The 23,604-nt window shown below is 70.2% G+C and carries 21 protein-coding genes; 16 read left to right on the forward strand and 5 right to left on the reverse strand.

Annotated elements, in window-relative coordinates; translation table 11 throughout:
* Positions 1–297: 297 nt before the first annotated feature.
* The gene (locus ABZ194_RS19470; protein WP_355598077.1) at positions 298–1,293 is read right to left on the reverse strand and encodes a helix-turn-helix transcriptional regulator; all 996 of its coding nucleotides are present in this window, start codon (positions 1,291–1,293) and stop codon (positions 298–300) included.
* A 294-nt stretch (positions 1,294–1,587) separates the two neighbouring features.
* Between ABZ194_RS19470 and ABZ194_RS19475 the strand changes: the two genes are divergently transcribed.
* The 13 genes from ABZ194_RS19475 (at position 1,588) to ABZ194_RS19535 (ending at position 14,819) form a co-directional block, all read left to right on the forward strand.
* Positions 1,588–1,956 (forward strand): hypothetical protein, encoded by a 369-nt coding sequence (locus ABZ194_RS19475; RefSeq protein WP_355598079.1) that lies wholly within the window; start codon positions 1,588–1,590, stop codon positions 1,954–1,956.
* Positions 1,957–2,118: 162 nt separating this feature from the next.
* A complete protein-coding gene (locus ABZ194_RS19480; protein ID WP_355598081.1) occupies positions 2,119–2,280 on the forward strand; it encodes a hypothetical protein in 162 nt (53 codons plus the stop codon).
* Positions 2,281–2,353: 73 nt separating this feature from the next.
* Positions 2,354–3,652 (forward strand): SidA/IucD/PvdA family monooxygenase, encoded by a 1,299-nt coding sequence (locus ABZ194_RS19485; protein ID WP_355598083.1) that lies wholly within the window; start codon positions 2,354–2,356, stop codon positions 3,650–3,652.
* Between the two features lie 39 nt (positions 3,653–3,691).
* Positions 3,692–4,057, forward strand: coding sequence for a cupin domain-containing protein (locus ABZ194_RS19490; RefSeq protein WP_355598085.1), 366 nt, complete (start codon positions 3,692–3,694; stop codon positions 4,055–4,057).
* A complete protein-coding gene (locus ABZ194_RS19495; protein ID WP_355598087.1) occupies positions 4,054–5,589 on the forward strand; it encodes a class I tRNA ligase family protein in 1,536 nt (511 codons plus the stop codon). The genes ABZ194_RS19490 and ABZ194_RS19495 overlap by 4 nt, the downstream gene beginning before the upstream one ends.
* A complete protein-coding gene (locus ABZ194_RS19500) occupies positions 5,586–6,845 on the forward strand; it encodes an ATP-grasp domain-containing protein (protein WP_355598089.1) in 1,260 nt (419 codons plus the stop codon). The genes ABZ194_RS19495 and ABZ194_RS19500 overlap by 4 nt, the downstream gene beginning before the upstream one ends.
* Positions 6,842–7,687 carry a dimethylargininase gene (gene ddaH, locus ABZ194_RS19505; RefSeq protein ID WP_355598091.1) on the forward strand — a complete coding sequence of 282 codons (846 nt, stop codon included), beginning with the start codon at positions 6,842–6,844 and terminating at the stop codon, positions 7,685–7,687. The genes ABZ194_RS19500 and ddaH overlap by 4 nt, the downstream gene beginning before the upstream one ends.
* Complete coding sequence (locus ABZ194_RS19510; protein WP_355598093.1) at positions 7,687–8,040, forward strand: hypothetical protein; 354 nt, start codon at positions 7,687–7,689, stop codon at positions 8,038–8,040. The genes ddaH and ABZ194_RS19510 overlap by 1 nt, the downstream gene beginning before the upstream one ends.
* The gene (locus ABZ194_RS19515) at positions 8,037–9,851 is read left to right on the forward strand and encodes an ABC transporter substrate-binding protein (RefSeq protein ID WP_355598095.1); all 1,815 of its coding nucleotides are present in this window, start codon (positions 8,037–8,039) and stop codon (positions 9,849–9,851) included. The genes ABZ194_RS19510 and ABZ194_RS19515 overlap by 4 nt, the downstream gene beginning before the upstream one ends.
* 7 nt (positions 9,852–9,858) lie before the next feature.
* Complete coding sequence (locus ABZ194_RS19520; RefSeq protein WP_355598096.1) at positions 9,859–11,244, forward strand: cation:proton antiporter; 1,386 nt, start codon at positions 9,859–9,861, stop codon at positions 11,242–11,244.
* Between the two features lies 1 nt (position 11,245).
* Positions 11,246–12,484, forward strand: a complete 1,239-nt coding sequence (locus tag ABZ194_RS19525) for an ATP-grasp domain-containing protein (protein WP_355598098.1) — start codon at positions 11,246–11,248, stop codon at positions 12,482–12,484.
* The gene (locus tag ABZ194_RS19530; protein WP_355598100.1) at positions 12,481–13,758 is read left to right on the forward strand and encodes an MFS transporter; all 1,278 of its coding nucleotides are present in this window, start codon (positions 12,481–12,483) and stop codon (positions 13,756–13,758) included. The genes ABZ194_RS19525 and ABZ194_RS19530 overlap by 4 nt, the downstream gene beginning before the upstream one ends.
* Before the next feature lie 14 nt (positions 13,759–13,772).
* Positions 13,773–14,819, forward strand: a complete 1,047-nt coding sequence (locus ABZ194_RS19535; protein ID WP_355598101.1) for an FAD-dependent oxidoreductase — start codon at positions 13,773–13,775, stop codon at positions 14,817–14,819.
* Here the strand turns inward: ABZ194_RS19535 and ABZ194_RS19540 are convergent.
* Genes ABZ194_RS19540 through ABZ194_RS19550 form a run of 3 tightly spaced genes read right to left on the reverse strand, consistent with a single transcriptional unit; the run spans position 14,803 to position 16,713 of the window.
* A complete protein-coding gene (locus tag ABZ194_RS19540; RefSeq protein WP_355598103.1) occupies positions 14,803–15,474 on the reverse strand; it encodes a hypothetical protein in 672 nt (223 codons plus the stop codon). The genes ABZ194_RS19535 and ABZ194_RS19540 overlap by 17 nt on opposite strands.
* Before the next feature lie 28 nt (positions 15,475–15,502).
* Positions 15,503–16,345, reverse strand: a complete 843-nt coding sequence (locus ABZ194_RS19545) for a BTAD domain-containing putative transcriptional regulator (protein ID WP_355598105.1) — start codon at positions 16,343–16,345, stop codon at positions 15,503–15,505.
* Between the two features lie 29 nt (positions 16,346–16,374).
* A complete protein-coding gene (locus ABZ194_RS19550) occupies positions 16,375–16,713 on the reverse strand; it encodes a hydroxyisourate hydrolase (RefSeq protein WP_355598107.1) in 339 nt (112 codons plus the stop codon).
* Between the two features lie 283 nt (positions 16,714–16,996).
* Here ABZ194_RS19550 and ABZ194_RS19555 point away from each other — a divergent pair, with 283 nt between their 5' ends.
* A complete protein-coding gene (locus ABZ194_RS19555) occupies positions 16,997–17,134 on the forward strand; it encodes a hypothetical protein (protein ID WP_355598109.1) in 138 nt (45 codons plus the stop codon).
* A 660-nt stretch (positions 17,135–17,794) separates the two neighbouring features.
* Positions 17,795–20,881 carry a BTAD domain-containing putative transcriptional regulator gene (locus ABZ194_RS19560; protein WP_355598111.1) on the forward strand — a complete coding sequence of 1,029 codons (3,087 nt, stop codon included), beginning with the start codon at positions 17,795–17,797 and terminating at the stop codon, positions 20,879–20,881.
* Between the two features lie 163 nt (positions 20,882–21,044).
* Here the strand turns inward: ABZ194_RS19560 and ABZ194_RS19565 are convergent, their stop codons facing one another.
* On the reverse strand, positions 21,045–22,685 hold the full coding sequence (locus ABZ194_RS19565; RefSeq protein ID WP_355598113.1) for a DUF885 domain-containing protein: 1,641 nt from the start codon (positions 22,683–22,685) through the stop codon (positions 21,045–21,047).
* Between the two features lie 554 nt (positions 22,686–23,239).
* On the opposite strand from ABZ194_RS19565, the gene ABZ194_RS19570 reads away from it, so the two are divergent.
* A partial coding sequence (locus ABZ194_RS19570) for a tectonin domain-containing protein (RefSeq protein ID WP_355598115.1) occupies positions 23,240–23,604 on the forward strand: 365 nt, incomplete at its 3' end.

Genomic DNA, 23,604 nt, shown 5'->3' on the forward strand with positions numbered 1-23,604 from the left:
GGGCCTCCGGACAGCGCCGCGTTCACCGGGCACCCGAGGCGTGGATGTCCCGCTCCCCGGGGCGGGGGGAGAAACGAGGAACGGTCCCGCGCCCTGGTCTCCGAGTCCATGACGGCAAAGTAAAGCAGGACAGGCGGGGGGTGCTCGCGTCCACGTGCCTCCTCCGATACACGCCGCCACCGGCCTCGGGCCTCCGACAGCCCCGCGATCCGCCGGTACTCCATTGAAAACGGATGTGGAGCGTTGCAACCGGGCGCCGGAACGGAGGTCCCGGAGCCACCGGGGGCGGGACCGCTGTCATGGGCAGGTGGGCAGCCATCCCCTGACGGCCGCGAGGTATCCGGCCTGGAACCGGCTCCGGGCGTCGAGCCGTTCCATCAGCCCGGCGGTGACACGCCGCAGGGTGCGCACCGAGACGTCGAGCCTGCGGGCCACCGCCTCGTCGGTCAGCCCGATGGAGAGCAGGCGGAGGATCTCACGCTCCTGGCTGCTGAGCCCCTTCTCGTCGGTCCGGTGCTCCTCGCCGAGAGGGATGGCGGTCTCCCACGTCTGCTCGAACAGCGCGATCAGGGCGGTGACGACGCCCGCGCCGCGCAGCAGGACAGCCCCGGTGCCGCTGTCCTCGGGATTCGTCGGCACCAGGGCCGCCCGCCGATCGAAGACGATCATGCGGAGCGGGAGGCTGGGCACCGTGCGAACCCGGCCGCCGTGCTCGGTGAGCCAGCCCGCGTACCCCATGGTCGGCTGGTCGTTGCGGACGCTGTCCAGGTAGATGGTGCGCATCGCGACGCCGCGTTCGAGCAGTGCCCTGTCCAGGGGACGGCTCGCCTCGATGTTGTCCGGGGTCTGAGCGCCCTGTGGTTCGAAGCCGAGCAGCTCCTGCCGGCATTCGGCGGACAGCTCCTCGATCCTGGCGCGGATCGTGTCGATGCCGACAAGCGTCTCGGAATCCCCGCTGAGCTGCGCCGGGTTGTGGTCCGCGTAGGTCGCGATCATCTGGGCGACGGTTGTCCGGCCCCGCTCGATCTCCTGTTGCCTGTTCAGCAGCGCGGCCTCCTCGCGGGCCAGCAGCGCGGCCAGCCCCACCTCGGGACGGACCAGGCGCAGCACGTCCGGCTCCTCCCAGGAGGGACGCAGAAGCGACAGCCTGGCCAGCTCGTCCAGCGTACTGCGGATCAGGTGGACCGGCCAGCCCAGCTCCAGGCTGAGCTCGGTCACCCCGTAGGAGGGGTTCTCCAGGATGGTTCGATAGATGGTTTCCTCGGTGGATCCGAGGCCGAGCAGCGTGAGCACGACACCTCCACGATGCGAGCGTGGCCGCGACACGACCGTGTGGGCCAGACCAGTCATGGTCGCGGCCTGACGTTAGCCCGGCGGAGTGATGACCGGGTTATGTCGGTAATCCCCAATAACCCCCAATAATCCCCGGTTACTTCCAGTCGCCCCCGGTCGCCTTCGAGCGCCGGAACCGCCGTCGCCGGCGGCGGTTCCGGCGGGTTCCCGGCACCGCTGGCAGGTCTCTGCCATGCAGGGGCCTGCCAGCGGAAAACCCTGGTCTGTTCGCGGCGCGCCGACCACGGTCGATTCATGTATCTCATCAACGCACGGCTGCGCGCCCCCGAGAGCGGGGGCCGTCCGGCCCCGCCCGAGGAGCGGATCTCCGCCTCCGAGCTCCGGCGGCTGATCATGGTGCTGGCGGAGCCCGAGGATCGGCTTGAGCACGTCTACAGCGAGGCGCGTTCCGCCGGCGTCGATCTCGGGTTCTTCCTCCGCCAGCCCACGCTCAACGCCGCCGAGGGCGCGGCGGTCCGGTTGTGCCTGCGTTGCCTCGACACGGTGCCCGCGCTCGCCGGCTGGTCGCTGACGGGCAGCGGCGGCAACCTCGATCTGGTGCTCGCCCGTCTCGACATGCTCGGCGGAGAAGCCTGGCAGTGTCCTGCCAGTGCAGCGCCCTGACAGCCCGGAAGTCTTCCAAGACCCCTAGATGTCGGCCAAGAATCAAAGTGTCAGAAAAAAGCGGGAAATGTCCGGAGAAGGTACGCCGGAAACACCGAACCCGCGGAAAAGCGAGAAGGGTGCCGAGCGTCATCGGCCGAAGGGAAGAAAACAATGAACGCCATGACCCGCTCGGACGCCGCCGTGTTCGGCGCCCTCTCGTCCGCCGCCGCCCCCGTGGCCACCGTGGTGACCACGGCCATAACCGGCGGGACGGCCGGCGGCAACACGGCTCTCACCGCAGTCCGGGCCCCCACTCCGACCACCGGAGCCGGCTGGCAGTGATCCGAAGTGATCCGAGGGGAAACCCAATCGCCCCGGGCGCCGTGCCCGGGAAGTCGTCCGGGAGGCGACCACAGTGAATCACCAGGAAGTCGAGCTGCTCGCACTCGGTGCGGGGCCGTCCAATCTAGCCCTCGCCGTGGCTCTCGAAGAGCTCGCACCGGAACTGGCAACCAGAACACTGATCATCGAACAGCACGAGAACGTGGCCTGGCAGCGCGGAATGCTGCTGCCGTGGACACAGAGCCAGGTCTCCTTTCTCAAGGATCTGGTCACCTTGAGAAACCCGCAGAGCAAATTCTCCTTCGTTAATTATCTGCACTCCGTGGGAAGGCTCAACGAATTCGTCAACCTGGGAAGCTTCACCCCTTATAGAATGGAGATATCCGACTACCTGCTCTGGGTGGCTGAATCGCTGGCGCAGGTGCGCATCGAGTACGACCGGCGCTGCGTGGCGATCGAGCCGGTCCTGTCCCACGACGGCCAGGTCGAGCGGTGGACCGTCCGGCTCGGCGACGGCTCGACCATCGCCTGCCGCACCCTGGTGGTCGGCGCGGGCCGTGACGCGCACATCCCCGAGGTGTTCACGGCGCTCCCCAGGGAGCGGATCATCCACAGCACCGAGTACAGCCAGGGAGTCGCCCGGCTCGACCACGACGCCCCGCAGAGGGTCGCGGTGATCGGCGGCGCGCAGAGCGCGGCCGAGATGCTCTGGGCCGTCCACCAGGGCATGCCCAACGCCCAGTGCACCATGGTCATGCGCTCCATCGGCCTCAACGGCTACGAGAGCAGCAAGTTCACCAACGAGCTCTTCTACGCGTCCTTCATCGACGAGTTCCACGGATCCCGCCCCGAGGCCCGCCGCCAGCTCCTGGGCGAGATGCACCGCACCAACTACGCGGGACTCTCCCCTGGCCTGCTGGAGACCCTCTACCGGCAGATCTACCTTGAGCGCCTCACCGGGGAGGAGAGGATCCGGATGATCACGATGGCCGAGGTCTCCGAGGCCAGGATGGAGGGCGGCGAGGTCGTCCTCACCCTCACCGACAGGAAGAGCGGCCGCCGCGACGAGCTGCCCTGCGACGTCGTGCTGCTCGGCACCGGCTTCGACCGCCGGATGCCCTCGCTCGTCCGGGAGATGGCCGTGAAGGCCGGCCTCGACGAGATCGACGTCGACCGTTTCTACAAGCTGACCCTGCCCGCGGGCTCGGGCGCCGCCTGCTACCTGCAGGGCGTCAACGAGGACACCCACGGCATCGCCGACTCCCTGCTCAGCGCGCTGGCCAGCCGGGCTGAAGAGATCGTCGGCCATATCCAGGAGAGCCGCGCCGCCGCCGAACTGCTGTCGCCGTTCGCCCTGCCGGTCGCCTCCTGACCCTCCAGAGCACACACAACCTCTTCGAGGAGACTCCACGTGGACCTCCGTCCCTATGACCCTGCCCAGCTCCGTCCGGACAACGGCCTGCTCGCCAAGCGGCTGCTGCCCTGGGACACGATGAAGGCCCCGTTCGAGGGAGCCTGGTGCGTCATCCGGCCAGGTACCGCCTCGACCCGGCACGCCCACCACGAGTACGAGATCTTCATCGCGATCTCCGGTGAGGCGGTCCTGGAGAGCGAGGGCGCGCGCTCCCGCTTCGCCGCCGGGGACATCGCCTACTTCCCGCCCGGCACCGACCACCGGGTCGTCAACGAGGGCACCGCCGACTTCGAGATGTACGGCATCTGGTGGGACCACGAGATGACCCGCACGTTCGAGACCCGTCACCTGGAGGAGGGATGACGGGGACGATCGTGATCGCCGCGACCCCGACACCCAACGGCGACCTGCACGTCGGCCACATGGCGGGCCCCTACCTGGCCGGTGACGTCTACGCCCGCTACCTGCGCGCCGACGGACGTCCGGTGACCTACGCCACCTGTACCGACGACAGCCAGTCCTACATGATCTCGACCGCGCGTACGCGCGGTACGACGCCCGCCGAGCTGTGCGCGACGTCCACCGCCCGCATCCGGCGGTCGATCGAGGCCATGGGCATCTCCCTGGCCCCGCTGCCACCCGTCGACGACGCCTACCGGCGGACCGTGCTCGACTTCGTCACCACCCTCTACCGGGAGGGCCGCTTCGAGCTCCGCACGGTGCGCATGCCGTACGCGCGAAACGCCGGGGTCCACCTGTTCGACGGGCTGGTCAAGGGCGAGTGCCCGGCCTGCCTGGCCGAGAGCTGCGGCGGGTCCTGCGAGGGCTGCGGCCACCCCAACCACTTCGACGACCTCGGCGACCCGCGCTCGGTCCTCGACCCCGCGGACCCGGTGACCTCGCGTGAGGTCACCGTCCTGGTCCTGCCCGCCGAGAGCTACCGGGAGGAGCTCACCGCCTACTACGCCGCCAGGGAGAGCACCTGGAGGCAGCACAGCAGGCAGCTCATCCGGGAGATCCTGGCCCGTCCGCTCCCCGAGATCCCGATCACGGTGCCGTCACCGGGGTGGGGTATCGAGGCCCCGTTCGCCGAGACCCCCGGCCAGATCCTCTACCCCTGGATCGAGGCGATGCCCGCCTCGATCCACAGCACCTGGAAGGCGGCCGGCGAGCCCGAGGGCCCGGTCGACCTGGCCTGGCGGGCCGAGAGCGGCAACCGCCTGGTCTACTTCCACGGATTCGACAACGTCTACTCCTGGGGAATGCTCGACCTGGTCATGCTGCTCGCCCACGGCGGGCGCTACATCACCCCCGACGCCAACGTCTGCAACGAGTTCTACGAGCTGGAGAACGAGAAGTTCTCCACCAGCCGCAACCACCTGATACGCGGCGCCGACCTGGTCGCCGAGGTGCCGCGCGACCTCGTCCGTTTCTATCTCGCGCTCACCTCTCCCGAGGACCAGCGGGCCAACTTCACCAGGGAGGGGCTCGACAGGGTCACCACCCGGCGGCTGCGAGGGCCGTGGAACGAGCTCGCCGACCGCGTCGAGGCCGCCGTCGCCCAGCCGGGTGAGGAGCTCAAGGTCACCGACGACGGCCGCCGGCGGGCGGCGGTGATCGTCGAGAGGTTCCGGCTCTGCTACGACCTCACCTCCTTCAGCCTGACCAGGGCGGCGGAGGGCATCGTCACCCAGCTCGGCAGGTTGCTGACCGCCGAGCGCGCCGAGATCGGCGACCTCCTGCTGGAGGTGCGAACCCTCCTGGCCTGTGCCGCGCCCATTCTGATCGACGTCGCGGCGGAGGCCGAGGCGGCGGGCGTCGAGCTCACCCTCGGCACCGGCGCCGAGACGATCGACGCCTTCCTGCTCCCGCGCCTGCCCGAGGATGTCCGATGAGGTTACTCGCCCTGGAGGCCAGGCAGAACGCCACCTACTACCAGTCCCGCTACCAGCAGGTCCAGGATCTCGGTGCCGAGCTCTACGTGCTCAACGGGGTCGGCACCCCGGACTTCTGGCCGGCCGACCGCTACCGTGTCGCGGGCTCCCAGCGGATCGACGACCTCATCACCGAGGCCAAGGCATGGCACGAGCAGGAGCGCTTCGACGGGATCATCACCTTCTCCGAGTCCGCCGTGACCACGGTCGCGGCCGTCGCGGAGGCGCTCGGCCTGCCGGGTGTGGGCGTCGAGGCGGCCAGGACCAGCCGCAACAAGCTGCTGATGCGTGAGGCGCACCGCGCGCACGGCGCGCCGCATCCGGATTTCCGCCTCGTCACCGACCTGCGGGAGGCGTTCGGGGCCGCGGAGGACTTCGGGTACCCGGTCATCCTCAAGCCCACCCTGGGCGCCGCCAGCAACTTCGTATTCAAGATCGACGACAGGGAGGAGATGGCCGAGCTGTTCCCACGGGCCCTCGCGGGCATCGAGGGGATGTCGTGGTTCGAGATGGAGGCGCACGGCCTCGACCTCGGCCCGCACGGCCTGCTGGTGGAGTCGTTCCTCGACGGTGAGGAGTTCCTGATCGAGGCCGTGGCCTGGGACGGTGAGGTCTACCTCGGCTCGATCGTGGACCGGATCACCGTCGAGGGCGGCACCTTCGACGACGATGTGCACCACGCGCCGACCTCGCTCACCCCGGAGCAGGTGGCGCTGGTCCACCGGGTGGTCACGGCCGGCGCGCACGCCCAGGGGCTGCGGCGCAGCGTGATGCACGCCGAGGTCCGCTTCCACCGGGGCGAGCCGTACCTGCTGGAGATCGCGATCCGGCCCGGCGGCGGCGGCCTGGACCTCATCGCGCAGATCACCGCCGAGCACTCCCCGATCCGCGCGGTCGTGGACGTGGCGCGCGGCGCCAGGCCGCGGGTGCGCCACTACCGGCCGACCGGTGTTCACGTCACCGCGATGTGCCTGCTCTGCGACGCCGGCCGCATCACCTCGATCGACGTGCCGGCCGAGGTCGGCGAGTCGGAGCGGGTCTTCTTCCTCAAGATCACCGCCAAGGCCGGGGACGTCGTCCGGCGCCCGCCGGAGGGCAACAGCATCCTCGGCTTCCTCGGCACCACCGGCACCTCGCTGGAGGACGCCAGGGCGACGATGCTCGACTACGCCTCCAAGATCAACGTCGATCTCGTCCAGGACGGAGAACTGCCGTGACCCAGCCGGCAGCTGGGGCGGCGCCGCGCGTTCAGCGCGTCGCCCGCACCCGCCGCTACCTGATGTGCCCGCCCACCCACTTCGACGTCGTCTACTCCATCAACCCCTGGATGCACCCGGACAGACCGGTCGACGGCACACTGGCCCGGTTCCAGTGGGAGGGCCTGCTGCGCGTCTTCCGGTCGCTCGGCCACCAGGTGGAGTTCATCGAACCCCTGCCCGGCTACCCCGACATGGTGTTCGCCGCCAACGGCGCAACGGTCATCGACGGGAAGGTGCTCTCCGCCAGGTTCCGGCATCCGGAGCGGGCCGCGGAGGGCCCCGCCTACCTGGAGTGGTTCCGCGCCCGAGGTTACGAGACCCATGAGGCGGTCCACGTCAACGAGGGCGAGGGCGACTACCTCCACGCCGGCCGGTACCTGCTGGCGGGCACCGGCTTCCGTACCGACGTCCGCTCGCACGGCGAGGCGGAGAGGTTCTTCGGGATGCCCGTGGCAGGGCTCCGCCTGGTGGACCCGCGCTTCTACCACCTCGACACCGCGCTGGCCGTGCTCGACGACGACCAGATCATGTACTACCCCGGCGCCTTCGCCGAGGAGAGCCAGGGCGTCCTGCGCGCCCTGTACCCCGACGCGATCATCGCCACCGAGGCCGACGCCGAGGTGTTCGGGCTGAACGCCGTCTCCGACGGCCGCCACGTCCTGCTGCCGCCCGCGGCCACCCACCTGATGGACGAGCTGCGCGAGCGCGGCTACGAGCCCATCGGCGTCGAGCTCTCCGAGTTGCTGAAATCCGGTGGCAGCGCCAAGTGCTGCACCCTTGAGCTGAGGCCGGGCCACTGATGATCGACTATGACGGACGCCGCTTCACCTCGGCGGGTGTGCCCGCCGGCGAGGAGTACCCGGTCGCGCTGTACCGGCAGGACGGGAACCTCCTGTGGGGCGAGTTCTCCGGCGGGCACGCCCGCCGGGGGACGCTCACCGGGGTCTGCGCCCCCGACGGCACCCTCGACTTCGCCTACTGCATGGTCCTCGACACCGGCGCCATCGTGTCGGGTCACTGCCGCAGCACCCCCGAGGTGCTCCCCGACGGCCGCATCCTCCTCCACGAGACGTGGGAGCGGTACGGCGAGCACGCCGAAGTCGGTGTCTCCCTGCTCGAAGAGCTCAGCCAGACGACCAAGGGCCAATCATGACTCTGAACACCATCGCCCCGTCCAGCGTGGACAAGCCGCTCAAGCCGGTCAAGGGCGGCACCGTGACCTGGGCCTGCGCGCCCGGATTCCCCCCGTCCATCATCTTTCCCTTCACCCCGCCGGAGCGTTTCGGCACCCGCAACCTGCTTGAGTTCCAGATCCTGATGTACCGGCCCCTCTACTTCTTCGGCACGCACGGCACGCCGGAGGTCGACTACGACCTCAGCATCGGCGAGCCACCGGAGTGGAGCGAGGACGGCCTGACCGTCACCGTCACCGTCAAGCCCTGGAAGTGGTCCAACGGCGAGACGATCTGCGCGGACAACGTGCTGTTCTGGGTGAACATGATGGCCGTCAAGGGCGAGCGGTACGGCGAGTACGTCCCCGGCTACTTCCCGGACAACCTGGTCTCCTACGGGAAGCTCGCCGAGGACAAGGTCTACTTCACCTTCGACAAGGTCTACTCCAAGCGCTGGGTGCTGATGAACCAGCTCAGCACCATCACCCCGATGCCCAAGGCGTGGGACCGTACCGCCGACGGGCCGTCCGACGCCTCCGCCGGGCTGGAGAACGTGGCCGCGGTCTACGACTTCCTGATGGCCGAGAACGGCGGTGTCGTCGAGGAGGACAACTCCGACCGCGTGCACTGGGCCGACAGCCCGGTGTGGAGCGTGGTCAGCGGCCCGTGGAGGCTGAAGAGCTACACCATGGAGGGCGTCGTCACCTTCGTCCCCAACGAGCACTACTCCGGCCCGAACAAGCCCCACCTGGACGAGTTCCGGCAGGTCCCGTTCATGTCCGACGGCGAGGAGTACCAGAGGCTGCTGGACGGGCCGGACGGCCCCGACGCCATCCAGGTCGGCTACCTGCCGCTGAGCTTCAGCACCGAGCCGACCGACGACCCCACCAAGGGCGGGCCCAACCCGCTGGGCGAGCACTACACGCTGGTCCCGCAGGCGGCCTTCTGCATCCGGTACATCCCGCTCAACTACAACAACCCGACCGTCGCCGGGAAGATGCTCGCCCAGACCTACATCAGGCAGGCGATGCAGCACACGCTCGACCAGGACCGGGCGGCCCGCGACATCTACCAGGGCTACGCCTACCGGCAGGACGGCCCGGTGCCCCGCTACCCGGTGAGCGACCTGGTCTCGCCCTCCCTGCGGGGCGCGCCGACCCTGCCCTTCGACCCCGACCGCGCCCGCGGGCTGCTGGAGGAGAACGGCTGGGACACCGGCACGACGCCGGCGGTCTGCGTCAACCCCGGCGAGGGCCCCGGTCAGGCCGGCGCGGGCATCCCCGGCGGCACCAGGCTCAGCTTCTCCCTCAGATACGCCGAGGGCCGCCCCGCGCTCACCCGGCTGATGGAGCAGTTCCGCGACGACGCGGCCAAGGCAGGCGTCGAACTGCGGTTGCAGGAGGTCTACGGCTCGGTCCTGGTCGCGGAGGACGCCCCCTGCGTCCCCGGACCGGACAGCCCCTGCCTGTGGGAGCTGAGCACCTGGGGCGGCGGCTGGGTGTACCACTACCCGAGCGGCGAGATCCTGTTCAAGACCGACGCCGGCGGCAACTTCGGCCACTACACCGACCCGAGGACCGACGAGCTCGTCGCCCGCACGGTGACCAGCGACGACCTGACCGCGCTGTACGAGTACCAGGACTACATCGCCGAGCAGGTCCCGGTCATCTTCATCCCCAACTTCTCGCTGCGGCTGTTCGAGGTGGCCAACGACCTGCGGGGCTTCGAGCCGATCAACCCCTTCGGAATGATCAGCCCGGAGAACTGGTACTACGTGGAAAAGGGCGAGTGAGCCCGTGGTGTTCGCCGCGGCGCCGGTCGCCGTCATCCCCGCGCACAACCTCATGGTCTTCCTCCTCCAGCTCGGGCTGCTCCTCGGCCTGGCAACCGTCCTCGGCCGGTTCTCCGTCCGTTTCGGGCTGCCCGCGCTGCTGGGGGAACTCTGCGCGGGCATCCTGATCGGCCCCTCGCTGCTCGCCAACGTCGCGCCCGGCCTGTCCGCGTGGCTGCTGCCCGGCGACCCGGCCAGATTCCACATGATCGACGCGGTCGGCCAGCTCGGCGTCCTGCTGCTGGTGGGCCTGACCGGCATGCATCTGGACCTCGGCTTCATCAGGCGCCAGGGCAGGTCGGCCGGCTGGATCAGCGGCGCCGGACTGCTCGTCCCGCTGGTCCTCGGCACCGGGATCGGGTTCCTGGCCCCCGCCGAGATGATCGCCGACGGCGTCGACCATACGGTCTTCGCCCTCTTCTTCGGGGTCGCGCTCTGCGTCAGCGCCATCCCCGTCATCGCCAAGGTGCTGATGGAGATGCGCCTGCTCCACCGGGACATCGGCCAGCTCATCCTGAGCGCCGCGGTCATCGACGACGTGGTGGGCTGGCTGCTCCTGTCGGTGGTCTCCGCGCTCGCCACCGCCGGGGCGCGCACCGGGCAGGCCGCGGTGACCGCGGTCGCGCTGCTCGCCGCGCTCGTGCTGGTGGCGATCCTCGCCGGACGCCGGGCGGTCGCCGCGGTGCTGCGCGCCGCGGACCGCGGCGCGGGGAACCTCACCACGATCGCCGCGGTGACGGTCATGCTCCTGCTCTCCGCCGCGGCCACCCAGGCCATGGGGTTCGAGGCCATCCTGGGCGCCTTCGTCTGCGGCGCGCTCGTCGGCTCCTCGCCCGACCTGAAGGTCGCCAAACTGGCCCCCCTGCAGGCGTTCGTCGCCGCGGTGCTCGCCCCGATCTTCTTCGCGACGGCTGGCCTGCGGATGGACCTGACCGAGCTGAGCAGGCCACCCGTGCTCGTGGCGGGGATCGTGGTGCTGGCCGTCGCCGTCATCGCCAAGTTCGCCGGCGCCTACCTCGGGGCGCGCATCGCGCGGCGCAGCCGCTGGGAGGCCCTCGCGCTGGGGGCCGGCCTCAACTCCCGCGGCGTGATCGAAGTGATCATCGCGATGGTGGGGCTCCGGCTGGGCGTGCTCACCACGGCGTCCTACACGGTCATCGTCCTGGTCGCGGTCGTGACCTCGATGATGGCGCCGCCCCTGCTCCGCTTCGCGGCCTCCCGGATCGCCCCGACCGAGGAGGAGGCCGCCCGCGAGGAGTTCTTCGACGCCCTGCAGTCCACCGGCGGGGAGAGCGGCGAAAAACCCGGCGGGGAAACCGGCAGGGAACTCGTGACCACCGCCAAGGAGGCGTGAGATGACCGTGGACACCAGACCGCTGCTTGTCGTGGTCGCGACGGGAATGCGGCACTACCGCGAGTACCTGCTGCGCTCGATCGCCACCGAGTACCGCATTCACCTCCTCGTGACCGCCGACCCCGGCTGGGAACGGGAGTACGTCACCGGCTGGACCGTGGTGGGCGACACGACCGACGGCCCCGCGATGGCGGCCGTGGCGCTGGAGCTGGCCGCCCGCGAGCCGGTGCACGGGGTGCTCTGCTGGGACGAGGCCAGGATCCTGGCCGCCTCGTACGTCTCCCAGGCCCTCGGCCTGCCGGGCGGCGACCCCGAGATGGTACGGCGCTGCCGCGACAAACACCTCACCCGCGTCGCGCTCGACGCGCTGGGCGTGCCGCAGCCCAGGTCGCTGGCGGTCGCCACGGTCGACCAGGCCCTGCGCGCCGCCGAGGAGGTCGGCTACCCGGCCGTCCTCAAGCCGCGCGGCCTCGGCGGCAGCCTGGGCGTCATCAAGGTGGAGGATCCGCTGGAGCTGGCGGAGAGGTTCGCCTTCGTCAGCGGGCTGACCGTCCCCGACGGGGCGACGTTCGAAATCCCCGTGCTGGTCGAGGAGTTCGCCGACGGCCCGGAGGTGAGCGTCGACGCCGTCGTCCAGGGCGGTGTGGTGACCCCGCTCTTCGTCGGCAGGAAGATCCTCGGCTACGAGCCGTACTGCGAGGAGGTGGGTCACTTCGTCGACGCCCAGGACGGGCTCCTGGACGACCCGGAGTTCCGCCGGGTCCTGCAGGACACGCACACCGCGCTCGGGTTCACCGACGGATTCACCCACACCGAGATCAAGCTCTCCTCCCGGGGGCTGCGGGTCATCGAGGTGAACGGGCGCCTGGGCGGGGACATGATCCCCTACCTCGGGCTGCTCACCACCGGAGTCGACCCCGGTCTGGCGGCGGCCGCGGTGGCCTGCGGCCGTCCGCCCGCGCTCGTCCCCGCGCGCAAGCTCGTGGGCGGGGTGCGCTTCTTCTACGTCGCCGAGGACGACACCACGATCGAGTCGATCGAGTTCGACGAGGCCGCCCTGCCCCCGGCGATCGACCGGGCGGTCCCGGTGGCCGCCCCGGGGGCGGTCGTCTCGCCGCCGCCCAAGGGCACCCTGTGGGGGCGCATCGCCTATGCCGTCGCGCTCTCCCCGACCGCCGACGAGTGCCGGGCCGCGCTGGACGCGGCCGAGGCCAACCTGAAAGTGAAGGTAAGACCTTGACCATCGTTGCCGACGACGAGGAGACAGCCACCGTGGGCGAACCGGATAACGGTGTGCTCGTCACTCTGAGAGAGAGCCCGCTCGCCGTCAAGGCGTTGCTCGTCGGTGTCTTCATCAACAAGCTCGCCGCGTTCATCCAGATCTACCTGGTGCTCTTCCTGACCGACCGGGGCTTCTCCGCCACCCAGGCCGGGCTCGCGCTGGGCGTGTACGGCGGCGGCGCGGTGGTGGGCTCGCTGGCCGGCGGGTCGCTCTCCGACCGCCTCGGCACCCGGACGGTCACGCTGATCAGCATGGCCGGATCGGCGCTGCTGATCGTGTCCATCCTCTACGCCCCCTCCTACGCGCTGCTGCTCGTGGCCGTCTTCGGCGTCAGCACGGTCAGCCAGTTCTACCGGCCGGCGGCCCAGACGCTGCTCACCGAGCTGACGCCGAGGCACCGGCTGGTGATGATCACGGCGATGTACCGGCTGGGGCTGAACCTGGGCATGACCGCGGCCCCGCTGATCGGCGCCGCGCTGCTCACCCTCTCCTACAACGCGCTCTTCTGGGGCGAGGCCGTCGCGGCGCTGACCTTCGGCGTGATCGCGATGTTCGCGCTGCCCCGGCGCGCGGCGGGCGTCAAGGAGGAGAGCGAGGCGGCGGCGGAGCCGGCGCCGCGGGGCCGCTCCGGGTACCTCGCGGTGCTCGCCGACTGGCGCTACAGCACCTATCTGCTCGCGATGCTGCTCACCTCCGCCGTCTACTGCCAGTACACCGCCACCCTCCCGCTGGACATCTCCGCCGCGGGGATCAGCCTGTGGTGGTACGGCGCGGCCGTCTCACTGAACGGCTTCATCGTCATCACCTGTGAGCTGGCGATGACGAAGGTCGTGCAGCGGTGGCCGATCCGGCTGACCGCGTTCCTCGGCCTCGGCCTCGTCTCGGTCGGCTACGCGATCTACGCGATCTCCCCGCTCCCGATCTGGTTCATGGTCGGCACCCTGGTCTGGACGCTCTCGGAGATCATCGGCGGCCCCACGGTCTTCGCCTACCCGGCGATGGCGGGCCCCGAACGGCTGCGCGGCCGGTACATCGGCGCCATGCAGAGCGTCTTCGGCCTCGGCACCGCGATCGGGCCCGTGATCGGCACCCTGGTGTGGTTCCAGGTCGGCCGCTCGGTATGGCTCTGGGCGGCCCTGATCTCCGCGGTGGCGACGGTGGCCGGGCTGATCGGCATGCGGGCCCCCGACCGCTCCGAGGAGCCGCGGCAGCCGGCGGCCTCGGCGGCATGAACGGAAGATGTGAGATGCCGAGAATCGCCGTTGTGGGCGGCGGGATCGCCGGAGCCATGCTGGCCTGGCGCCTGTGCGAGGTCGTCAAGGGGGGCGCCGTCCACCTGTTCACCGGGGAACCGCACCGGTGGGCCGACGCCAGCGCCGCCTCCGGCGGACTGACCAGGGCCTTCGAGCCCGACCCGGCACTCTGCCTGGAGGCCGCCGACAGCCTGGCCGAGCTCCAGTCGAGCCCCGCGCTGCGGGAGTGGGCGTCCTACCGGGAGACCGGATCGGTGTACCTGCTCCCGGGACTGGGGCCGGGCACCGCGGGGCTGGTGGAGCTGGTGCGGAGCCGCATACCCGGCTCGATCTCCGTGCTCACCGCCGAGGATCTCAGCGCCCGCGGCACGTTCCGCGGGCTGCCCGAGGAGAGCGTGGCCGTCGTCGAGAAGCGTGCCGGCTACGTCTCGCCGAACGCGTTGCGCGACCGGCTTCTGGTCGAACTCGCCCGGTCGGGGGCGTCTGTGGTCGACGGGCAGGTCGACGCGGTCACCCGTGACGGCGAGGTCCGGCCGGCCGGCGGCGTCCCGGCCAGGTTCGACGCCGTCGTGGTGGCGGCCGGGGCCTGGACCCAGAGCCTCCTCGCGCGCACCGGCCTGTCGGACGCGGGGCTGCGCACCAAGGCGATCCAGTACGTGCTCGGACCGTCCGTCGGGACGGGCCCCAGCGCGTTCGTCGACGAGACGTCCGGCCTGTACGGCAGGGCGTACGCCGAGGGACGCGTCCTGCTCGGGCTGCCCACCGACAGATGGGACATCACTCCTGGAACCGCACCGGCCGACCCCACCCTCACCAGCAGGATCCTGGACGTCGCCGCGTCGCGGATCGGATACCGGCCGCCCGCTGGCGAGGTCAAGGCCGTCGCGGCCGTCGAGTGCTACCACCCCACGGGCGGCCTGTCGCTGCGCCCCCTGGCGAGGGGGATCTACACCTTCACCGGGGGGAGCGGCGGCGCGGGGAAGACCGTGCTCGCCGCGAGCCGCACGGCCGCCCGGAGCCTGGTCAGGTCGCTGCGGTGAACGCCAGATAGCAGTAGTCGTCCAGCATCTTCGCCAGCGGCCGGCCCGGCCGGCCCAGTTCCACCGCCAGCGCCTCCTCGCCCAGACCGGTCTCCGCGAGGAGGCGCCGCGCCCACTGCCGGCCCAGTCGCAGATGGGCGCGGTAGGCGGCGGCCGTGCGGGCTCCGTGCAGGGCGTCGGCGATGGCGGCGTCCCAGGGCATCAGCGCGTCCGGGCGGAGCGCGTGCAGCAGCTTGGTCGCCGCGGTCGGTCCCAGCCGGCGGGGCCTGGTCCCGGGCGTCGCCGGCATCGCCGAGAGGTCCGCGTAGCACTCGCCCAGCAGATCGATCTGGGCGTCGGTCAGGCGCGCGAGCGTGGTGTCCCGGCCGGGCAGGTGGTCGTGCCGGCGGGCCCACCATCCGGCGGTCTCCGCGGAGAAGACGTCGTGCTCGCCGTCGCGCGGGTAGCGCAGCCGGCAGCCCCAGGCGTTCAGCCAGACCAGCAGCGCCCGGCGGTGGGCCGGGAGCGCTGGATCGATCCACGGCCCGGTCGTCAGCAGCAGCCGTTCCCAGGACCTGTCGGCCGAGGTGTACCCGGCGAACTCGCCGACCGCCGCGCGCAGCCGCGCCAGGTCGGGGCACCGGCCCGGCGGGATCTGCCGAGGGTGGACTTCCAAGTGCGGGTTCACGCCTTCCGGTCCGGGGTCATCGTGGTCGCGGGCCGGTCACGGGCGGCCGGCTCTGGCCTCGCATGAGCGCGGCGAGCAGCCGCTCGGTGCGTTCGCCCGGCTCGATGCCGAGGTCGTTGCACAACCGGTGACGGCAGAGCTCGTACCAGCTCAGGGCGCGGCCGAGCTCACCGAGCTCGCCGTGCATCATCATCAGGGTCTGATAGGTGGCCTCGTGGTAGGGGTCGATCTCGATGGTCCGCCGGCACCAGTGCATCGCGGCCGGCCAGTCCTCGCGCTCCAGCGACTCGGTGCGCAGCACCGCCAGGGCGCGCAGGGCGGTGCTCCGCGTCCACTGCCGCTGTTCGTTGATCCAGTCACCGGTCTCGCCGGTGAGGAAGTCCCCGGTGTACAGGTCGGCGGTGCGCTGGAACCACGCGATGGCGCCGTCGTGGTCCTTGGCGTCCCACGCGGCCCGGCCCCGCTCGAAGGCCCGCTCGAACTCCTCGATGTCCACCCACGCGCCGTCCGTCCGCAGCAGGTAGCCGCGATCCTGGTGGAGCAGGGTGAAGCCGTCCCGGTCCTGGAACTCGGTGAGCACCCGCCGTACGGCGTGCACGGCCACCTTGAGGGAGCTGGAGTTGCGGTCGCCCCTTTCCGGCCACAGCACCTCATACAGCCGGTCCCGGTGCACGAGCCGCCCGCGGTTGACCAGGAGGTATTGGAACAGGGCTCTGGCCTTGCCCGCGCGCCAGTGCGACACGGGCTGCCCGTCGACCTCCAGGTGGAAGTGGCTCAGGCAGCGGGCGACGACCGAGGGCGTGGCCTCGGGCGCGCCCGGGGTGTGGGAACTGAGTTCCGCCGATTGCTGAACAGGCATGATCGCTTCTCTCGGGAGAACGGACTCCATCAACCGCGGATGCCGAAATACGTTGAATACGAGTGGGGTGTCAGCACTACCTGGATGTGATATGGCGTGCGCTCGTCGTGCATCCGGAACACGACCGTGATCTCGGGGTAGGGCACGGTCATGCCGAGTCCGGCGAAATAGTAGTCGGTGGCGAGCACGAGCCGGTAGAGCCCCCGCTCCATGCACTCGTCCGCCCATTCCTTCACGTTTCCGTTGACGTCGGTCTCCGCCTCGGAGACCGGCTGCCAGTCGGTGCCCGCGGCTCGCTCCAGGCGAACTCGGACACCGGCCGCGGATCGGCCGTAGACGCCGTCAAGTGCCTGCGTGGCGATGCTCATGGTGAGAAGCCCCATCTGTCTGATGCGGGGCCGCGTGAACGGTATCGCCCGGCCTCGGTCCCACCAGGTTCCACCGGAGCGTTATCGGTTCGCCTTCGCCCGGCTATTCATCGGCCGCCGTGGCGGAAACCTCGGCGATGAGCTGGCCGGATACCGAATCAGAAGAGATCCGATAAGGGGTGGATGGGGGGAGTCCATAGGTTGGCGAAGCAGTCAGGCGAACGGCAATGAACAGCCGCCAAGACACGACAAAGAGGTACAGAAAATGTGGAGCTTCACCCGTGTGAACGTCCTTCGGCGCATTGCCCTCTTCGCCGCCCTCGGATGCCTTGGTCTCACCGCCGGCCTCGCCTCCTCGGCCGTGGCCGGGGGAGAGCCGAAGGTCGTGGTGGTCGCCGGCGGCAACACCCCCTGGGGCTGACCTGCGCCCTCCGTCCTCGGCGACCGCCGGGACGAGGTGGTCCGCCGGAGCGGCCGGAGCCGTACGAGGCCCGGCCGCTTCTCCGTCCCGCCGGTCCGTCCGGTGAACGCGAGGCGGACCGGGACCGTTTTTCACGGAGCCGATCCTTGGCGGGGATCTGGCGAGTCCGCTTCGGGCGGATCGGGAGGCGGGTTTGGAGCGGTGTGGCTTTTTCCCCGGGATCCGCCTTCTCCGTGCGCGCCGCCTTCTCCGTTCACGCGCATCCACGGGAGCGAGTGTGTGATCACCGACGGTGTCCGACTGGCCGCGGGCACGGATGGCCTACCACAACATCCGGCGATGTCACGACGCGTTTGACGGTCTTCCATCGATCAGCCGACTGTCACCAACCCCATGAACCTCATCGCAGAGTACCGCCAAGTCCGTACAAACCCCCTGCCCCCTCCCCCCGATGACGTTGTATGATCACCGAGGGGGTAGTGGTTCATGCACATAAGGCCACTCCTTGTGATCGTTGGGCTATATGTTTAAGATGCCAAGGGTTGGCCAATTAACATCCTTTTTGTCTGTTTATGCAAGGGTTAGACGCCTGATGTCTCTCTTACGCTAAAACGTGCGGTGAATTTCTAGACAGGCCGCGATTTCTGTGGGGAGATGCGGGTGGAGTATCGGATTCTCGGTCCTCTGGAGGTCGTTGTCGGTGCCCAAAGGCTCGACCTGGGAGCGCCCCGGCAGCAGGTAGTCCTCGCCTGCCTTCTTCTGGAGGCCAACCGCCTGGTCACCATCGGGCGGCTGACCGACGCTATCTACGGTGACGACCTCCCCACCACCTCGCGCGCGCAGGTGCAGATATGCGTCTCCGCGCTGCGCCGGCTGTTCACCGCCCACGGCAGCCCCGACGTCATCGCGACCCACTCCCAGGGGTACACCCTGCGGGTCGTCGACGGCCAACTCGACTCCCAGAGCTTCGAGAACCTGCTGAGCCAGGCCCGCGGAGCCCGCGAGGGCCGCCGGTTGGAGGAGGCCGTCGGGCACTACCGGGACGCGCTCTCCCTCTGGCGGGGCTCCGCTCTCGACGGCCAGGAGAGCCGGCTGGTACAGACGGCGATGGGCAGGCTGACCGAGCGCCGGATCACCGCGAGCGAGGACTGCATCGAGCTGGAACTTGAGCTCGGCAGACATCACGAGCTGGTGGGCGAGCTCAGCGAGCTCGTCGAGGAGCACCCGCTCAGGGAACGGCTGCGCGGCCAGCTGATGCTCGCCCTCTACCGTTCCGGCCGTCAGGCGGAGGCGCTGACGGTGTACCGCCGCGCCCGCCAGACGATGATCGAGGAGTTGGGCATCGAGCCCAACGAGAGCCTGCAGCAGCTGGAATACGCGATCCTCAGCTCTGACGAGAGCCTCGACCTGCCGCCGCGGCAGCAACCGCGGCGCCAGGAGAAGACGGAGGAGGCCCCGGCCGTCCGCCGGGCCGTTCCCCGGCTGCTCCCCACCGACATCGCGGACTTCACCGGCCGGATCAAACTGGTCGACGACATCCGCCGCCGGCTCACCTTCGCCGCGGAGGACCGGCTGCGGTTCGCCGTACCGGTCATCGCCGTCGCCGGCAAACCGGGGATCGGCAAGTCCACGATCGCGGTGCACGTCTCCCACAGTGTCGCCGGCCGCTACGAGGACGGCCAGCTGTACGCGGACCTGCACGGGGGAGAGTCCCGCCCGCTCGGCTCCGGGCAGGTGCTGGAGCGTTTCCTCCGGGCGCTGGGCGTGCCGGGCACCGCGATACCCGACGGGGTGGACGAGCGGGCGGAGATGTACCGCGCGCTGCTCGCCGGGCGGAAGGTTCTGGTCGTCCTGGACGACGCCGGCAGCGAGAGCCAGGTGCTGCCCCTGCTTCCGGGCAACCCCGAGGCCGCCGTGATAATCACCAGCAGAATCCGGCTCGCCGGTCTTCCCGGGGCGATCCACTTCGACGTGGACGTCTTCGACTCCCGGCAGTCTGTGGACCTGCTCTCCCGTATCGCGGGCGTCGAACGGGTGCGGGCCGAGCAGGAGTCCGCGGCCGCGCTGGCGAAACTCTGCGGCCACCTTCCGCTGGCGCTGCGTATCGCGGGCGCCAGGCTCGCGGCCCGCCCGCACTGGACGATCGAGCAGCTGGCGGGGCGGCTTGAGGACGAGACCCGCAGGCTCGACGAGCTCAAACACGGAGACCTGGGGATCCGGGTGAGCATCTCCCTGACCTACGAGAGCGTCAGCGAGGACGCGCGGAGGCTGTTCAGGCGGCTGGCCATCCTGGAGTTCCGGCACTTCTCCGGCTGGGTCGCGGCGGCGCTGCTCGACCGCGACCCCGCCGACGCGCAGGACCTGCTCGACGACCTGGCCGACACCCAGCTGATCGAGACGACGGACGCCGGGTACGGCGTGCACAGCCAGTACCGCTTCCACGACCTGATACGCGTGTTCGCCCGCGAGCGTCTCGCCGCCGAGGAGGCGGTCGCGGATCGCAACGCCGCGCTGGAGCGGGTGCTCGGCGGCCTGCTCTTCCTCACCGCGGAGGCGCACCGCCGCGAGTACGGCGGCGACTACGTACAGGTCCACAGCGACGCCCCGCGCTGGCCGCTGCCCGGACGGCTGGTCGAGCGGCTGGTCATGGCCCCCCTGCACTGGTACGAACGCGAACGGCTGACGCTGGTCGCGGGCATCCGCCAGGCGGCCCAGGCGGGATTCGTCGAGCTCTGCTGGGATCTGGCGCTCAGCGCGGTGACACTGTTCGAGTCGAGGATCTACTTCGACGACTGGCGGGAGACCCACCAGGTCGCCCTGGCCGCCGCCCGGCGGGCCGGGGACTGCCGCGGGCAGGCGGCGATGCTCTACTCGATCGGCTCGCTGTACATCGCCGAGCAGCGGTTCGGCGACGCGCGCCGCGACTTCGAGGCGGCGGCGGAGCTGTTCCGGGAGGCGGGAGACGATCCCGGAGTGGCTCTCGTCATCCGTAACATCGCCTTCCTGGACCGCATGAGCGGCCGGCTCGACGACGCCACGGAACGCTACGAGCGCGCGCTGGCCATCTTCCGGAGGACCGGCGACCAGGTCGCCTCCGCCTACGTGCTGCACAGCATGGCCCAGATCAGGCTGGACTGCGAAGATCTCGACGAGGCCAAGCGGCTGCTGGGCGAGGCGCTGGAACTCAGCAGGGTCGGTGGCAGCCGGCGGGTGGAGGCGCAGGTCCTGCACCGGCTGGGCGAGACCCACCTCCGCTCGGGCGAGCCGTCGCTGGCCGTCGAGGCGTTCGACCGGACGCTCACCACCGTGCGCGACATCGGGGATCCGACCGGAGAGGTGTACGCCCTGCACGGCCTGGGCGTGGCCCAGTTGCGCCGGGGCGAGTTCGCCGAGGCCGGTCTCACGCTCCGCCGCGCCCTGGAGCTGGCGAGCACCGTGGGGGAGCGGCTCGCCGAGGCGAGGGTCGTGCTCGGGTTCGGCGAGCTCGCCCTGGCCTCCGGCCTGATCGAGGAGGCCGTCGGCCGCCTCCACCAGGCACTCGGCCTGTTCCGCAAGATCGACGCACCGCTCTACGAGGTCCGCGTCCTGGTGATGCTCAGCGAGGCGTACGGCGTCGCCGGCGAGGCGGAGGCCGCGCGGAGCGCCTCGGAGGAGGCGCTCAAGCTGGTCGGCACGATGCCGCCGACGATCGCGGGGCGGGTGCGCGCGCAACTGGCCGGCCCCCTCATCACGCGATCCGAGCGGTGAGTCCGAGTACCGGGCCCAAGCGCTGAGTCCGAGCCCCGAGCATCGAGGCCGGGTGCTGAGTCCGAGTACCGGGTCCCGGCGTCGAGGGAGCCGGGGAGGCCGCGTCCCTCGAACACCTCGCGGTGCGGCTGAGTCCCGGCGCCGGGGGAGCCGGATCAGGCGGTCAGCCGATCCGGCGCAGCGCCTCGGCCAGGCCGGCCAGGCCGACGGGGCCGAGCTCCAGGGCGGCGGTGTGCCAGGCGCGCAGGTCGAAGGCGCCGCCCTGGCGCCGCCTGGCCTCCTCGCGAGCCTCCAGCCAGGCCCGTTCCCCCAGCTTGTAGGCGATGGCCTGGGCGGGCCAGCCGAAGTAGCGCACCACTTCGGAGCGGACCCGGTGCGGTTCGCAGCGACCGCGCTCACGCAGCACCTCGCAGGCCGTCTCGAAGGTCCACCTGGAACCGTCGGGGAGCGGCAGGCCGAGGTGGACGCCGAGGTCGATGACCACCCGGGCGGCGCGCAGTGCCGACCAGTTGAGCATGCCCAGCCGGGTGCCGGGGTCGGTGAACCAGCCCAGCTCGTCGGCGAACCGCTCGGCGTACAGGCCCCAGCCCTCGCCGTGGCCGTCCACCCAGGAGACCCTGGCGAACCTGGACAGGCTGTCCCCGGCCACGCGCATGGCACCGTACTGCAGGTGATGACCGGGCACACCCTCGTGGAAGATCGTGGTCAGCTCGCTCCAGGTGGCGAACCGGGTCCGCCCGCCGACCGGCCACAGGGTACGGCCCGGCCGGACCAGGTCCTCGCTGGGCGAGTTGTAGGAGGCCGCGCCGGAGGTGGAGCTCACGTCGACCTCGGCCTCGATGCGCCGTACCGGTGCCGGGATGTCGAAGTGGGTGCCGTGCAGCCGCTTGATCGCCCAGTCGTGGCGTTCTTGCAGCCAGGCCTGGTACTCCTCGACGGAGCCGACGGACTGGGTCTCGTTGAGGATCTCGGTCGCCTCCTCGATGGTCGCGCCCGGTTTGATCCGCTCGACCTCGGCGGCCGTCTCGGCCTCGATGCGCTCCAGTTCGGCCCAGCCCCACTCGTACGCCTCACGCAGGTCGATGTCGGCGCCCAGGCTGATCCTGGCCGCGACCGCGTAGCGCTCGGGCCCCACCGCGTCCACCTCGGCCGCCCTGGGCGCGTACTCCTCGCGCAGGTAGCGCGCGGCGTCGGCGTAGGCGGCGTGGGCCGCGGCCGCCGACCTGATCAGCTCATCCCTGACCGGGCCCTCGCCGTAGGTGGCGACGAATGCGTCGTGCGCCGGAGGGGTGTCACCCGAACCGGCGAACTGATCGGACTGGTCGGCCATGGCCAGCGCCTGCCTGCGGGCGCCCCGCAGGCCCGCCTCCAGGCCCGCCTCCAGACTCTCCCGCCAGCCGGCGAGCATGGTGGGGATCGCCGCGAGACGGGCGGCGACATCGCGCCACTCGTCGTCGCAGCCGTGCGGGAGAAGGACGACGCTGGACCGCACCCGGTAGGGCAGCCCGAAAGGCGCGGCCACCCAGCGGAGCGGTTCGCCCAGGTCGTGCCAGGCGAGTTCGGCCTCCAGCCGCTCCCGCAGGTGGGCGCCCGCCCGGATGTCCGGCTCCCCGGCGGGGACCATCGCGTCGAGGCGGCCCAGGGTCGCGCGGATCAGCTCCGCCCGGGCGGCGCTCCCGGCCGGGCTGTGGTCGGTGGCGGCGACGAACTCGGACACGATGCCCTCGGCGCCCGCCGCGATCGGATCGAGCGCCGCCCAGCGGGTGACGTACTCATCACAAAGCGCAAAGATCGGAGTGCTCATGTCCGGAACGTAAAACGGTGCGGCATCCATCCCCCATCCATCCTCTATCGAGCCCTATCCGGCGAGCCGAGTCGCTCAGGGCCACGGCCCGGTCCGCGCCAAGCGCTCGGCGCCGGCTCGATGAGCGCCCAGCGGGCGTCGGACAGGTCTACGGGGTGCGGTCGCTGCCCGGTCCCGCTTCCGGCGTACCGGGGATCACGTCTTCTCTCCAGAGCTTAATGTCGTTTAACAATTACACATGTTGATGTTCCTGGCATTTTAGGCGAGACAGGATTTTCCTGGATGAGGCCGACATTTTGGAGTCTGCTCATCGAAGGCTGTCGTTTCGGAATCCATCGAAAGTGCACAAGTCGGGCGTGCGGGCTACCGAATGGATCGGGCGATTCCCCATCTCATGGGGTCAATCACCCATTTGGTGGGCGAGCATCAAAGGTGCCATACATGCTTTGCGATGGAGTATCAACTACTTGTAATGCTCCTGCTCGCATGGCAATGTCTCGCTTGACTCTTTTTAACGGAGTCATCTCTTTCCTAAACGAAAGGATGAGCTCTATATGGCTCAGTGGAAAAACATCGCCGGAGGTCTCGCGGCGATCTCGGTCGGGTCCAGGAGCAACGTGTGGGGTGTCAACGCCGGGGGGAACATCTTCCGTTACACCAACAACGACGCCAGCCCCTGGGTTCAGATCCCCGGTGCCCTCAGTGACATCGGCGCGGCCTCCGACGGCACCGTGTGGGGCGTCAACTCCGGCGGGAACATCTTCCGCTACACCGGGGACCAGGGCTCGAATCACTGGGTTCAGATCTCCGGCGCCCTGACCCGGATCTCGGTCGGGTCCAGGAGCAACGTGTGGGGTGTCAACGCCGGGGGGAACATCTTCCGTTACACCAACAACGACGCCAGCCCCTGGGTTCAGAT

The sequence above is a fragment of the Streptosporangium sp. NPDC006007 genome (assembly GCF_040614315.1).
Taxonomy (GTDB): domain Bacteria; phylum Actinomycetota; class Actinomycetes; order Streptosporangiales; family Streptosporangiaceae; genus Streptosporangium.